General features: G+C 44.4%; 13 protein-coding genes. All 13 read right to left on the bottom strand.

Translation table 11 applies throughout. From position 1 onward, the window contains the following. Positions 1 to 148 precede the first annotated feature (148 nt). Positions 149 to 928 (bottom strand): sporulation transcription factor Spo0A, encoded by a 780-nt coding sequence (gene spo0A / locus BHE18_RS10370; RefSeq protein WP_071618503.1) that lies wholly within the window; start codon positions 926 to 928, stop codon positions 149 to 151. A 308-nt stretch (positions 929 to 1,236) separates the two neighbouring features. Next, positions 1,237 to 2,526 (bottom strand): SpoIVB peptidase, encoded by a 1,290-nt coding sequence (gene spoIVB, locus BHE18_RS10365; RefSeq protein WP_071618502.1) that lies wholly within the window; start codon positions 2,524 to 2,526, stop codon positions 1,237 to 1,239. Between the two features lie 123 nt (positions 2,527 to 2,649). Continuing rightward, positions 2,650 to 4,356 carry a DNA repair protein RecN gene (recN, locus tag BHE18_RS10360; RefSeq protein ID WP_071618501.1) on the bottom strand — a complete coding sequence of 569 codons (1,707 nt, stop codon included), beginning with the start codon at positions 4,354 to 4,356 and terminating at the stop codon, positions 2,650 to 2,652. A gap of 143 nt (positions 4,357 to 4,499) precedes the next feature. Beyond that, positions 4,500 to 4,949, bottom strand: coding sequence for a transcriptional regulator AhrC/ArgR (gene ahrC / locus BHE18_RS10355; RefSeq protein ID WP_032087939.1), 450 nt, complete (start codon positions 4,947 to 4,949; stop codon positions 4,500 to 4,502). Positions 4,950 to 5,236: 287 nt separating this feature from the next. After that, on the bottom strand, positions 5,237 to 6,067 hold the full coding sequence (locus BHE18_RS10350; protein WP_071618500.1) for a TlyA family RNA methyltransferase: 831 nt from the start codon (positions 6,065 to 6,067) through the stop codon (positions 5,237 to 5,239). Positions 6,068 to 6,070: 3 nt separating this feature from the next. Further along, positions 6,071 to 7,963 carry a 1-deoxy-D-xylulose-5-phosphate synthase gene (gene dxs / locus BHE18_RS10345; protein WP_071618499.1) on the bottom strand — a complete coding sequence of 631 codons (1,893 nt, stop codon included), beginning with the start codon at positions 7,961 to 7,963 and terminating at the stop codon, positions 6,071 to 6,073. 30 nt (positions 7,964 to 7,993) lie between these two features. Continuing rightward, on the bottom strand, positions 7,994 to 8,605 hold the full coding sequence (locus tag BHE18_RS10340) for a hypothetical protein (RefSeq protein ID WP_071618498.1): 612 nt from the start codon (positions 8,603 to 8,605) through the stop codon (positions 7,994 to 7,996). A gap of 701 nt (positions 8,606 to 9,306) precedes the next feature. Next, positions 9,307 to 10,179, bottom strand: coding sequence for a polyprenyl synthetase family protein (locus BHE18_RS10335; protein WP_071618869.1), 873 nt, complete (start codon positions 10,177 to 10,179; stop codon positions 9,307 to 9,309). Between the two features lie 21 nt (positions 10,180 to 10,200). Continuing rightward, a complete protein-coding gene (xseB, locus tag BHE18_RS10330) occupies positions 10,201 to 10,434 on the bottom strand; it encodes an exodeoxyribonuclease VII small subunit (RefSeq protein ID WP_071618497.1) in 234 nt (77 codons plus the stop codon). Next, the gene (gene xseA, locus BHE18_RS10325) at positions 10,421 to 11,788 is read right to left on the bottom strand and encodes an exodeoxyribonuclease VII large subunit (protein WP_071618496.1); all 1,368 of its coding nucleotides are present in this window, start codon (positions 11,786 to 11,788) and stop codon (positions 10,421 to 10,423) included. Before xseA ends, xseB begins: the two co-directional genes overlap by 14 nt. Before the next feature lie 131 nt (positions 11,789 to 11,919). Beyond that, on the bottom strand, positions 11,920 to 12,786 hold the full coding sequence (gene folD / locus BHE18_RS10320; protein WP_071618495.1) for a bifunctional methylenetetrahydrofolate dehydrogenase/methenyltetrahydrofolate cyclohydrolase FolD: 867 nt from the start codon (positions 12,784 to 12,786) through the stop codon (positions 11,920 to 11,922). Positions 12,787 to 12,808: 22 nt separating this feature from the next. Further along, on the bottom strand, positions 12,809 to 13,192 hold the full coding sequence (nusB, locus tag BHE18_RS10315) for a transcription antitermination factor NusB (RefSeq protein WP_071618494.1): 384 nt from the start codon (positions 13,190 to 13,192) through the stop codon (positions 12,809 to 12,811). A gap of 136 nt (positions 13,193 to 13,328) precedes the next feature. After that, on the bottom strand, positions 13,329 to 13,739 hold the full coding sequence (locus tag BHE18_RS10310) for an Asp23/Gls24 family envelope stress response protein (RefSeq protein ID WP_071618493.1): 411 nt from the start codon (positions 13,737 to 13,739) through the stop codon (positions 13,329 to 13,331). Between the last annotated feature and the right edge of the window lie 5 nt (positions 13,740 to 13,744).

The following is a 13,744-nucleotide window of genomic DNA, read 5'->3' as shown; positions in this document are numbered from 1 at the left end:
CACTTCCCATGTAGTTTTTGTACGTTTGATTTACCCTTTTCAGTTATATTATATGTATTAACCTCTCCCCAAAGAAATAAAAAACCCAATAAATCATGGATTCATCGGGTTCATCTGCTATTATAATGTAAAATGATTACTTACCTTTTCAAGAAGCCTTATGCTCCAGTCTCAGCTTATCTGCCACCATGGCAATGAATTCGCTGTTGGTCGGCTTCGCTTTGGTCATACTGACCGTGTAGCCGAACAAGGAAGATATGGAGTCGATATTCCCGCGGCTCCAGGCAACTTCAATGGCATGGCGGATGGCACGTTCCACCCGGGACGCAGTAGTGTTGTATTTCTTTGCAATATCGGGATAAAGGACCTTTGTAATGGAACCAAGCAGCTCGATATCATTATAAACCATGGAAATGGCTTCTCTGAGATAAAGATACCCTTTGATATGTGCAGGTACGCCGATTTCGTGAATGATGCTTGTGATGCTCGCATCCAAGTTTCTAGGTTTAGATTCTGCAGTAATTCTGGATGAGGAATGTTTTTTGATGATCGAATTTGATTTACCGCTGACCTGTCTGATATGACTGACCAGATTCTCCATATCGAAAGGCTTGAGGATGAAATAGGACGCTCCTAAATCGACAGCCTTCTTCGTTACATCTTCCTGACCAAATGCCGTCAGCATGATGACATTTGGGATCGCCTTCTTTTCACGCAGACGCTCGAGTACCGCAAGGCCATCCAGGTGGGGCATGATTATATCCAGTACCAATACATCCGGATCGACTTCTTCCAATAAGTCCAGACATTCCTGACCATTATGGGCAATCCCAACCACTTCCATATCATCCTGTGATGCAATGTAGTCTTCAAGCAAAGAAGTTAACTCCCGGTTATCATCCACGACACATACTTTAATTGATTTCACTACAGGTTTCCTCCTCGAATCCATTTTAATTCGTGTGTATATTTTCATGTCTATAATTTTATTCTAAATTACTTTTTCGACAATGCAACCAAAAATCCTTTTATTTTTTTAAAAATACCAAAAAATATATTATTTTCTCTCATTTACTTAGTTTTCCTTTATTTTTCGACCTCTTTCGCTATTCAAATGAGCGTTTGTCGAATAATCTTTATTTTATCAAGATAATGGCGTTCTTACAAATGGCAATCAAATAAAAAGAACCCATCTGAAGCGCCGTTGGTTCCGGCACTATAGAAGGGTTTGATAAGTCAGCTTGCTCTTTCATGATTTTGTTTGTAGATATCGATTCCTGCTTCGCTCAGCATCCATTCGATATGGACACCGTATCCGCTTGTCGGGTCATTGACGAAAACATGAGTCACTGCTCCAATCAACTTTCCGTCCTGGATGATCGGACTTCCGCTCATCCCCTGTACGATACCGCCGGTTTTCTCCAATAACTCAGGATCCGTTACCTTTATGACCATCCCTTTAGTAGCCGGGAATTTTTGAGGAATCGTACTGACGATTTCCACATCGTATTTTTCCACCTTACTTCCATCCACCACCGTAAGGATTTCCGCCGGCCCTTCTTTTACTTGATGTGAAAGCGCGATCCGCATTGGTTTATCGAGGATATTATTTTCCACTGATTGATTCAGCGCCCCAAAGATACCAAAAGGACTGTTGCGCGTGATATTTCCTATGACATTTCTGTCTGCAGAGAAGCGTGCAAGTTTTTCTCCCGGTTTTCCTCCGCTGCCTTTTTCAATCGAAGTGACTTCCGAATTGACGATCTCTCCGTCTTCGACCATGATCGGTTTTTTCGTATCCATGTCTGAAATCACATGACCCAGAGCCCCATACTTTTTGGATTTAGGATCAAAGAACGTCATTGTACCTATTCCAGCCGCTGAATCACGGATGTATAAACCTAGTTTATAGCCATCCTCGCCTTTTTCCTTCAGGGGCATCAATGATGTCTTTACAATCTCGTCTTCACGCTTGATGACAACTTCCATGCTTTTCGATTCTTCCCCCGCTTTTTGTACAAAAGGGGCGACATCAGCAAGTTGTTCAATTTTCTCCCCATTGATTTCAGTGATCATATCACCAACCTGGATGCCGGCTATTTCGCCAGGGGATACTTTCCCTTTTGCTGTGTCTACGAGATGGTGCCCCACTACAAGAACGCCTACTGTGTTCAGTTTCACCCCGATAGACTGACCTCCGGGTATGACCTTGAAATCTTTAAGGACCTCCACATTGACCTTCTTGACAGGCAGACCTGCCAATTCAAGGACAACCTCGTCTTTTCCTACCGCTTTTCCCTGAATGGACAAAAGTCCTTTCTCTTCATGTAATGCCACATTCTTATCGTTTAACGAACTCATTGCTGTAACGGATGCTGCCTTGGGGAGAGCAACTTGATCCCCTTCCATTACTTTCACTGAATTCGGTATATTGACTAATTGTTGAACAGGTTCATAAAACCCAAAAAAACAAAGCGAAACAAGGAGAATTCCACCTATACATTTCCTTAACCAGTCTAAACTCACTATTTTCACTCTCCTCGCTTCAAATGCACAATCGCTTACTTGGCTACAGTTTTAATTTTGCCTTTAAAAGCTGGATTTATAACTGGTAATAAAGAAAAAAAGCTACCCTGTATGGATAGCTTTTCATGTTTCTTTTATAGTATTTGCAAGCTGGAGAAGCTCTTTCGCATGTTCCTGTGTCAAATCGGTTATTTCCACACCGGAGATCATCCGGGAGATTTCCCTGACCTTTTCGGTTTCATCCAGTCGTTTGACCGATGTGCTTGTCCTGCCTTTGATGAGTCTTTTGGATATAAATAAATGGCTGTCAGCCATTGCAGCAACCTGAGGCAGATGAGAAATGCACATAACCTGTGAATGGGTCGCAACCTGGTAGATCTTTTCCGCTATGGCTTGTGCCACTCTTCCACTAACCCCAGTGTCGACTTCATCAAAAATAATGGAAGTGATGCCTTGATGTTTTGAAAAGATCGTCTTAAGTGCAAGCATGATCCTTGAAAGTTCTCCGCCTGACGCTACTTTCGACAGCGGTTTCAGCGGTTCGCCGGGATTGGTGGAAATATAGAACTCCACCTGATCCCATCCATCCTTTTTAAACAGGGAAAACGAAAAGGTTTCATCCTTGACCGGACTGAAACGCACTTCGAATTTGGTTTTATCCATATAAAGCTGTTTTAACTGTTCATGTATGCTCCCAGTCAATTTCTTTGCCCATTTTTTCCTTGATTGAGTCAGGTTTTTAGCTTCGACGACCAGATCTTTTTCAAGAGAGTGCAGCTTCTTTTGCAACTCGTCGATATGTGAATCCTTGTTCAAAATCGTCTCGATCTCTTCTTCAATCTTGGATCCGTAGGCAAGGATTTCATCGACCGATGATCCGTATTTTCTTTTCAAGCCGTTTATTTCATTCAGCCTGGTTTCAATCAAATCCAGGCGATCAGGCTCAAATTCCAGCTGATCCAATTCCCCCCTGATTTGATGCACGGCATCTTCAAGGACGTAAAAGGCATTCGAGACGGACTCCAGCGTTTTTTGATACTGCTCATCCAGATCTGCAGCCGTTTCAAGATGACTCATCGCAAGCCCGGTCCAGTCGAGACCTTTCCCTTCGCCCTGTATGCTGTTATATGAGGTTTGAAGCGATTCAAATAATTTCTCGAAATTCAACAGTTTCCTTTTTTCTTCCAAGAGCTCTTCATCTTCATTCAGCTTCAAATCGGCTTCCTGAATTTCCTTCAGCTGAAACGTTATAAGATCCAATCTATGAGCCATTTCCTGCTCGTTTTCATTCAATCTCGTCAGCTGCTTGTGTACAGTGCTGTATTCTTTATAAATTTCCCGGTAAGAAGCTAAATTTGCCTGGATTTCTTTTCCCCCGAATTGATCAAGAAGGGATAAATGAAGTTGTTCATTCATTAATTCCTGATGCTCATGCTGCCCGTGAATATCAATCAAAGCACCGCCGATTTCCCTCATGATGGCGATTGTCACCAGCTTGCCATTCACCCTGCATACACTTTTTCCGCTGCTGGCTATCTCTCTCCTGAGAACAATCATTCCTTCTTCGATTTCAATCCCAAATTCGGAAGCTTTCTCAAAACAAGGATGCGCATCATCATCAAGAATGAACAGACCTTCTATCTCTGCTTTTTTCTCACCGTGACGTACGTACTCTGCAGATCCCCTGCCTCCGACCAATAAGTGAATTGCATCAATGATGATCGATTTACCTGCACCAGTCTCCCCTGACAAAACAGTCAGCCCTTCTTCAAAAGATAAAGCCAGCGCATCGATGATGGCAAAATTTTTAATGGATAATTCTTGTAACAAGAAACATTCACCTCAGTTGATAAGGTACTTATTTAGTATTGTCTGTGTATGAGTATATAACCAAATCTTCGCTTAAAGAAACGTTTAAGTTGAAAAGCGGGTGAAACATTTTCCACCCGCTGCTTGTATTATTTAAAAGAATTTTATAACATATCGAGAAAACGTTCGGTGATTACCTTCGTTTCATCCTCTGTTCTGCAAATGATCAGGCATGTGTCATCACCGCAGATCGTTCCAAGGATCTCTTCCCAATCAAGGTTGTCAATCAGGGCTCCGATTGCATTGGCATTGCCGGGAAGCGTCTTCATGACCAGCATATGTCCAGCCGTGTCAATCTTAACAAATGCATCCGTCAGCGTCCGTTTCAGTTTTTGAAGCGGGTTGAAACGCTGATCTGCCGGAAGGCTGTATTTATATCTTCCGTCCATCAAGGGCACCTTAACCAAATGCAGTTCTTTAATATCCCGTGAAACGGTGGCCTGCGTGACATTGAAACCGGCATTTTTCAAGCTGTCCACCAGCTCATCCTGTGTTTCCACATCTCTATTTGTAATGATTTCTCTTATCTTGATATGACGTTGACCTTTGTTCATCATCGAACTAAACACCTCTAACCTAGCCTGTATATTTATACCTCTACGCTTATAGTAGCCTATTTTATGGATTAGTACAACAGAAAAGCGGAGGCGCTTGTTAAGAGGCGACAAGCATAAGGTGAGCAAGCCGGAAAGGCGCTTTTTGCCTTTTTGGCTTGCAGAAAGGGGTAAAATCTAAATGTACTTTGAACAAATTAAAATCCCGAACTAATTTGCCTCATCTTGTGCAAATTAGTTCGGGATTTACTTAACTAGAACACTTTTGCCCCAGCCTCATTTTAGTGTTAGTTATTCGCTTTGAACTGGCTGTGCGCTTCGTCGATGACTTGCTGGGGAGTGATATCCAAATGTGACTTCCCTTCGCTGTCAGAACCCGTCCAGCGGATATGGATAAGGAATTCGATATTTCCGTCTCCCCCTGTGATCGGCGAGAAAGACAACCCGTGGATGTCATATCCTTCGCTCAGTGCCAGGTTCATTATTTTTTCGATGACGGAATGATGGACTTTAGGATCGCGGACGATCCCTTTTTTCCCGACCTGTTCTTTCCCCGCTTCGAATTGAGGTTTAATCAGAGCGATGCAGTCGCCGCCGGGGACTAGAAGCGTCCGCAAGACCGGCAGGATCAAAGAAAGTGAAATGAAAGAAACATCAATGGAAGCAAAAGAAGGCATCTCACCAGGCAGATCAGCCGGTGTAACGTAACGAAAGTTCGTCCTTTCCATCACGATTACCCTGTCATCCTGCCTTAACTTCCATGCAAGCTGATTGTATCCAACATCGATAGCATATGACATATTCGCGCCATTCTGGAGGGCGCAATCCGTGAATCCACCTGTAGAGGATCCGATATCGATCATGACCTTATCTTTTACATCAATATCAAAAACCTTCAATGCCTTTTCAAGTTTCAGCCCGCCCCTGCTTACATAAGGCATCATCTTTCCTTTGATGGTAAGCTGGACATCCTCGCTCACTTTTTCACCGGGCTTATCCAGCCTCTCTTCATTGCTGTAGACAAGTCCCGCCATGATGGCCCTTTTTGCTTTTTCTCTTGTTTCTATAAGTCCTCTATCAACTAAGAGCACGTCTAATCGTTGTTTTTTTGCTTTCATATACTAAGCCCTTTTTTGTTTTTTTGGAGTGATTGTTAAAATCCTGTCCATTACATTTTCTTTCGTCATTCCGATTTCATTCAGTAATTCTTTAACGCTGCCGTGCTCGATGAAGTAATCAGGGATGCCGATCCGTTCTACTACTGCATTCCTGATGCCTTTTTCCTGTACATATTCAAGGACAGCGCTCCCGAATCCGCCCTGCAGTACAGCTTCTTCAATCGTAAGGACAGGTATATCCTCCTCGAAGATGGATTTCAGCATTTCTTCATCCATTGGTTTGATGAATCTGGCATTTATGACACGCACGGAAATTCCCTGTTCCTCAAGTTCATTTGCTGCTTCGAGTGCCATCGGGATGGTCGTGCCAAAAGTAAGCACTGCGACTTCTGTGCCATCTTTCAATACTTCCCATTCCCCGATCGGGATAGCTTTTAATTCTGTATCCATCGGAACGCCGTACCCATTGCCCCTTGGATACCTCAGTGCAATCGGTCCTTGATCATAGTCCATTGCTGTCTTGACCAGATGCTGTCCTTCATTTTCATCTTTCGGCATCATGATGACCATGTTCGGGAGGTGTCTCAAAAATGCAATATCAAATACACCTTGATGCGTCTCTCCATCTGCCCCGACAAGCCCGGCCCGGTCGATTCCGATAAAGACATTCAGGTTTTGTCTGCAAATATCATGCACCACCTGATCGTACGCTCTTTGAAGGAAGGTAGAATAAATGGCAAGGAACGGTTTCATGTTTTGTGTCGCAAGTCCGGCCGCCACGGTTGCTGCATGCTGTTCTGCAATCCCTACGTCGAACATCCGATCAGGAAACTCTTCAGCGAACCCCAGGAGTTTCGAACCTACGGGCATCGCAGGCGTGATCGCCACGATTCGTTCGTCTTCCCTTGCAATCTTCCTCACAGTCTCACTGACAAGTCTGCTCCAGGAAGGGGGTGCATTGACCGGTTTAATGATATCGCCTGTATCGATTTTATACGGGCCAGTCCCATGCCAGTCACCTTTTTTGTCGGACTCCGCGGGACTGAATCCCTTCCCTTTTTTCGTGATGACGTGAAGCAGTACCGGTCCTTTTGTTTTCTTCGCATACTGGATATTTTCTTCGAGTTCATTAAAGTCATGACCGTCGATCGGACCAAGATAGGTGAATCCCAGTTCCTCAAAGAACATACCGGAAACAAAGAGATACTTGAGGCTGTCCTTCACTCTTTCTGCCGTACTGGCAAGCCTTCCCCCGACAGCAGGGATACGTTTGAGAATGTACTCAAGTTCATCTTTCACCCAGTTGTATTTACCGGCGGTGCGCAATCTTCCCAGTACACTGTGCAGGGCTCCGACGTTGGGTGCAATCGACATTTCATTATCATTCAGGACTACGATCATGTCTTTCTTTTCATGTCCGATGTGGTTCAATGCTTCCAGGGCCATGCCGCCAGTCAATGCGCCGTCCCCGATGACCGGGATGATGAACGACTTTTCTTTTTTCACATCACGGGCAATGGCCATCCCCATGGCTGCAGAAAGGGACGTGGAACTGTGTCCTGTCTCCCATACATCATGATCGCTTTCATTCCTTTTCGGGAAACCGCACAGACCTTTGTACTGTCTCAGTGTATCGAACTGGCAGGCGCGGCCTGTCAGGATCTTATGTACATATGATTGATGCCCCACATCCCAGATGATCTTATCAACCGGGCTGTTAAAATGTTTATGAAGGGAAACAGTCAGTTCCACGACACCCAAGTTTGGACCAATATGACCCCCAGTTTTCGAAAGATTACTGATTAAAAACTGGCGTATCTCTTGACTGAGCTCTTCTAACTGCTCATTACTCATCGACTTTAGAAAAGAAGGCTCCTTTATTGATAGTAAATCCATTGGGTCCACTCACTTTCATGACTATATAGTTTATTTCTCTGATTTGCGCTTTTTCTTTTTTTGATCTTTTTTATCTTTTATAAGAACAATATGGAATCGATCTTCAAGGAATTGAAGAACAGTCCCGACTCTAAATATTATATCCTTTGAATACGTAATCGCAAACGTTTTCCCAAGCGCTTTACCGCCTACGGTCAAGGAGGCAATGATGCTGGTGAGGGTGACGCTGACGATATATTCCTTGATCGAACCGCCTTCGAGCTGGAATGAAACCGCCAATTGTATGAGGACGATGGCAGAGGCTGTACCGCTAATGATTCCGGAAATATCACCGATTACATCATTACAGAAACTCGCAAAGCGGTCGGCATTCCTCACGATCCTGATTGAATACTTTGCCCCGTACACTTTCTTTGCCGCCATTGCATGGAAAGGTGTTTCATCCGCTGCGGTGGAAGCAATGCCCAGCATATCGAAAAAGATCCCTATACAAACGATGATGAGAACCACGAATAGTCCCGTTCCCCATGCCACACCGTTAAGAACCATGTTGGATGTAACTGAAAAAATAGCCGCTAACACGAATGTGATAACGGCAATACTAATACTCCATTTTATTGAGTTTTTTAATGTATCATTCATTATCGTCTACACACACCGTTTCTACTGTGTCTATTTACGCATAAGTCCTATGTAGTTGGATGGTCATATATGAAGTAAAAATTGCAGCTTAGGTCCAGTAGGTTTTCCCAATCAGGTACCGGATGTTGCCATACCGGCGGTTTCCCTTTAAACCCGACTTAGCCGCGTCACCACAGGCTAGACTGGATTACCACTTAGTCCGCACTATAATCCTTCATATATGTCAAAGTGAACAGTCTAGGAGTTTTCCTCAACAACCCTTGACACAATCCTTAGCCTCTTTTGCAAAAAGGATTTCATATGGACGAAAAAGCACATACCAATGGCCAACTGATGTGTACTTTGTAACCATAATCCCCTCTCTCTTCACTCAAGGCAGGCTACGCTGCTAGTGATGGATCCCATCACAATCGCAGGTTCATACTCTGCTCTCATTGCACGTGCATGATGCCGGCGTAAGAAACAGAGCCTCCGCGGCTTGCGGGTCAACGCCCACATGCCATTGTGGATCGCCCTCAAGCCTTACTCCCAGATATGACCCAAAGCTGGGCGCCTCAAGCCAAGTCCAGGAACTTCATCGATGTGCCCTTTAGTGGATTTTTAGGCCCACCTTCAGGATTGGTAGGTTGACTAGAATACTGCACCACCCAATGTTTATATCTGTATTATATCATATTTCAGGATTTCCTCAAACAATAACATCAATGATTGCGGTTTACAATGAGATGTGAAATCTGCTTAAGGAGGCCCGTATCCATATCGAGCCCATTGAGAGAATCGAGGGCTTCATCGAAGTGGAACTGTAGTTTTTTCTTGGCGCCGTCTATGGTCAACAGACCGGGATACGTGCTTTTTTGTTTGGATTCATCACTCCCGATCCGCTTGCCGATCAATTCTTCCGTACCTTCGATATCCAGGATATCATCCTGAATCTGAAATGCCAGGCCGATATGATAAGCAAAGCGCTCAAGCATGGTTTGTTCTTCCTCATCCGCCCCAGCAATTACAGCTCCCGCGAGCACACTGAAAATCAACAGCTTTCCTGTTTTATGGACATGTATCGTCTCCAGTTCTTCAACAGACAGCTTTTTATTTTCACCTTCTATATCAGCGACCTGCCCGCCCACCATGCCTTCAGGACCGGCAAAGCGCGCCAGAAGACCGATCAATTTGACTTTTTGATCACTCGTAATAAGCGGATCTTCAGCAATGAGCCCGAAACTGTGTGTCAGAAGTCCGTCACCCGCCAGAATGGCCATCGCTTCCCCAAATACTTTGTGGTTCGTCGGCTTACCCCTTCTCAGATCATCGTCGTCCATTGAAGGGAGATCATCGTGAATTAAAGAATATGTATGAATCATTTCAAGTGCAGCCGCTGTCTTCAATCCAAGCTTCGGGTCTTTTTTAAAACCCTCTATGACAGCCAGTAAAAGGACCGGCCTTATTCTTTTCCCGCCGGCTTGAAGAGAATATACCATGGCTTCTTTTATCGTCGAAGGCATTTCTTTGGCCTGTACATAGCCGATCATCGTTTCTTCTAACTTTTGTTTGTAATTTTGCTGAAATATGTCCAAATCAACATGAAGGCTCACCCATTAGTCCTCCTCTTTGATATCGAAGGATTTTTCACCTTCATCCGTGATCATTTTAGTCAACTGTTTTTCTGCGCTGTTGAGGGTATCATGGCAGTATTTGGAAAGCTCCATTCCTTTTTGATAAAACTGCAGTGCTTTTTCTAAAGGAACCTCTCCTTCCTCCAATTGCTCAACGATGCCTTCCAATTGTTCCATTGCATCTTCAAATGACAATTCGTTCTTAGTCTTTGCCATTATTATCCCGCTCCTTTACCGAGTCTACTTCACATTTTATCGTTCCGTCTTGTACATCTATTTCGAGTTTATCACCTTTTGCCACCTGCCTGAAAGATTTAATCAGTTCCTTTTCCTGTCCATAGACGAGACTGTAGCCTCTGTCCATTATCTTCAGGGGACTGAGCGCATGCAGGGTGGTGATGACCGAGCCCAGCCGCTGTCCTTTTTCTTTCAGGACCGCTCTATATCCTTTTTCCACTTGTTCAGCCAGAAACTTCACCCGTTCCTCTTGTATTTTCAGGATCTGGGAAGGGTGAACCCTCTGCAGCCGGGCATGCAGTCCGTCAATTGAATCCCTCTGCTGCCTGACTTGAAGAGTAACTGTTTTTTGGAGCTGATCCGTCAATCTGTCCACATGTTCGACCTTTTGCTGATAAAGGGTGCGAGGGTTTCTTAAGGCGTACGATTTTGTCAGACTGTTAAGCCGATTACGCTCCCCCTGTATCTTGGTCTTGAACGATTTGATCATTCTCAGCTTACGATTCATGATCCGTTCAAGCAGGTCATCGATATGCGGAACTGCAAGCTCCCCTGCACCAGTCGGGGTGGGGGCACGCAGATCTGCAACAAAATCAGCTATCGTAAAATCTGTTTCATGGCCTACAGCTGAAATGACCGGAATTTTCGAATTCACAATCGCTTCCGCCACCACTTCCTCATTAAAAGCCCACAGCTCTTCAATGGATCCGCCCCCGCGTCCTGCAATCAACACATCGATTCCTTCGTAATCATTTGCCTTCCTGATGGCTTCGGCAATCGAGCCGGCGGCGCGGTCACCTTGTACAAGTGCAGGAAAAATAAGGATTCCCCCAATCGGGTACCTCCTCTTTATAGTGGTGATAATATCCCTTATTGCCGCACCTGTCGGGGAAGTGATAACAGCTATTTTCCCGGGAAACTTAGGAATCATCCTTTTTCTGGCGGGGTCGAAATAACCTGCTTTCTCAAGTTTTTCTTTTAATTGTTCGTAGGCAAGATAAAGTTCGCCGATTCCGTCCGGCTGCATTTCTTTTACATAGATTTGATATTGCCCGCCTGCCTCATAAACGGAAATGTCCCCGCGGATCAAGACATTCATCCCGCTTTCAGGACGGAATTTAAGTGCTTGATTATTGCTTGAGAACATGACCGAAAGAATTCTTGCCTTATCATCTTTCAACGTGAAATACATATGGCCGCTCGAATGCTGTTTGAAGTTCGAAATTTCCCCCCTTACAAATAAATTTGATAAGTGAGGATCCCGGTCGAATTTCCGCTTTATGTATTTTGTGAGAGCCTGTACCGTCAAATAACGTGATTGATCCTGTTCCATGCTGACCCGCCCCCTTCCGACATGCATTTTTTAAAGTAGAACAATATATGTATCAATTCCCTGCAGGAATGCATAAAGGGACAAGCTGGTATGCCGTCCCTCATGAGTTGTCGTATATAGTGTACTATTTTTCATCTCTTTTGGCGATTTTCCAGCTGCCATCGGGCAGATTTCACTGTATTGTACAGAAGCATCGTGATAGTCATCGGCCCGACTCCCCCGGGAACCGGCGTGATCTTGCCTGCCGCTTCGCGGGCACTTTCGAAATCGACGTCGCCGCATAAACGGCCTGCTTCATCACGGTTCATCCCGACATCAATGACCACGGCCCCTTTTTTGATATCACCGGCACCGATCAGTTTAGCCTTACCGACTGCTGAGACGAGGATATCTGCTTTTTTTGTGTAGTCGGTAAGATTGGCAGTTTTAGAATGGCAGTATGTGACCGTTGCATCTCGATTAAGAAACAATTGGCCAGCCGGCTTCCCGACGATGTTACTTCTTCCTAAAATGACTACATGTTTTCCCTTGATATCGATTTTTTCATATTCAAGCATCTTAATGATGCCAAGAGGAGTACATGAATAGAACGTATCCTGATTTGTAACCATCTTACCGATCGAAACAGGATGAAATCCATCCACGTCCTTGGAAGGAGAAATGGTTTCAATGATGGTGATCGGATTGATGTGCTGAGGCAGCGGAAGCTGGACAAGGATTCCGTGAATATGATCCAGCTCATTCAATTCCTCTATTTTCCCCACCAGTTCCTCCTGTGTCAGCGATTCTTGAAACTGGTAAAGTTCAGAGTGGATCCCCAGCTTACTGCAGGCTTTTCTCTTCATCTTCACATAGGTGTGAGAGGCATGATTGTCCCCGACCAAAATCACGGCAAGTCCCGGGGTCACATCATTCGCTTTTAATTCAGAGATTGATTCCTGCAGCCGCTCACGATAATAATCAGCAATGAGTCTGCCATCAATAAGTTCAGCCGACATATCTTCAGCCCCCCTCTCATTGTTAAGATTTACTTATCTTGGAAAGTACGCCGTTTACGAATTTACTCGATTGTTCATCGCCGAAAGTCTTGGCAATTTCTACGGCTTCGTTTATAACGACTTTGTTAGGGACATCTTCAACAAATAATAATTCATACGTACCGATGCGTAAGATATTTCGATCCACTTTGGCAAGACGGTCAAATGACCATTTTTCCAAGTTATTCCGGATTTCCCCATCGACGGTCTCCTTTTTCTTTACATAACCAAGTACAATATCCTTCAGGAAAGCGTCCACTTCCTGCCCTTCAACCACATTCCTCAGGGCTTCCTCGGGTTCCACATCACTCATATCTATTTGAAACAAAGCTTGTAGAGCTTTCTCACGGGCAACTCTTCTCTTCATATCTACTAATTACTCCTTTAATCGTTTGTCAATTTTCATACCTTTGATAATAGCATAAACCGATACCTGTACGCACGTTTTTCTCAAAACAAAAAAGAACGGCCCATAAAAAGGCCGTTCTCCCCTTGAGAACAAATTACATTTCTTCTTCAATTTCAGCTTCAAGTGTCTGGTTTTCAAACTGGACTCCGACAATATGAACATTCACTTCATCTGCATCGAGCGCAGTCATGTTCAACAGGGCTTGGCGAATATTATCCTGTATCTTTTGGGCAACAGTCGGGATGGAGACGCCGAACTTCATGATGCAATATACATCGATGATGATCCCTTCTTCAGCAAGCTCCACCTTTACACCTTTGCCGTGGTTCTTCTTACCAAGACGCTCGACTACACCTGTAGCGAAGCTTCCGCGCATCTGTGATACGCCTTCAACCTCGGAAGCCGCGATTCCGGCAATGACTTCGATTACTTCAGGTGCGATTTCTATCTTCCCAAGTCCGTCTTTACCTTGAGACATTTGTAAAAGGTTTTGATTTTCCGCCATGTCAG

The organism is Rossellomorea aquimaris, assembly GCF_001877785.1.
Classification (GTDB): domain Bacteria; phylum Bacillota; class Bacilli; order Bacillales; family Bacillaceae_B; genus Rossellomorea; species Rossellomorea aquimaris_A.
Note: the sequence above shows the minus strand (reverse complement) of the source record. Positions and strands in the feature narration are given on the sequence as shown.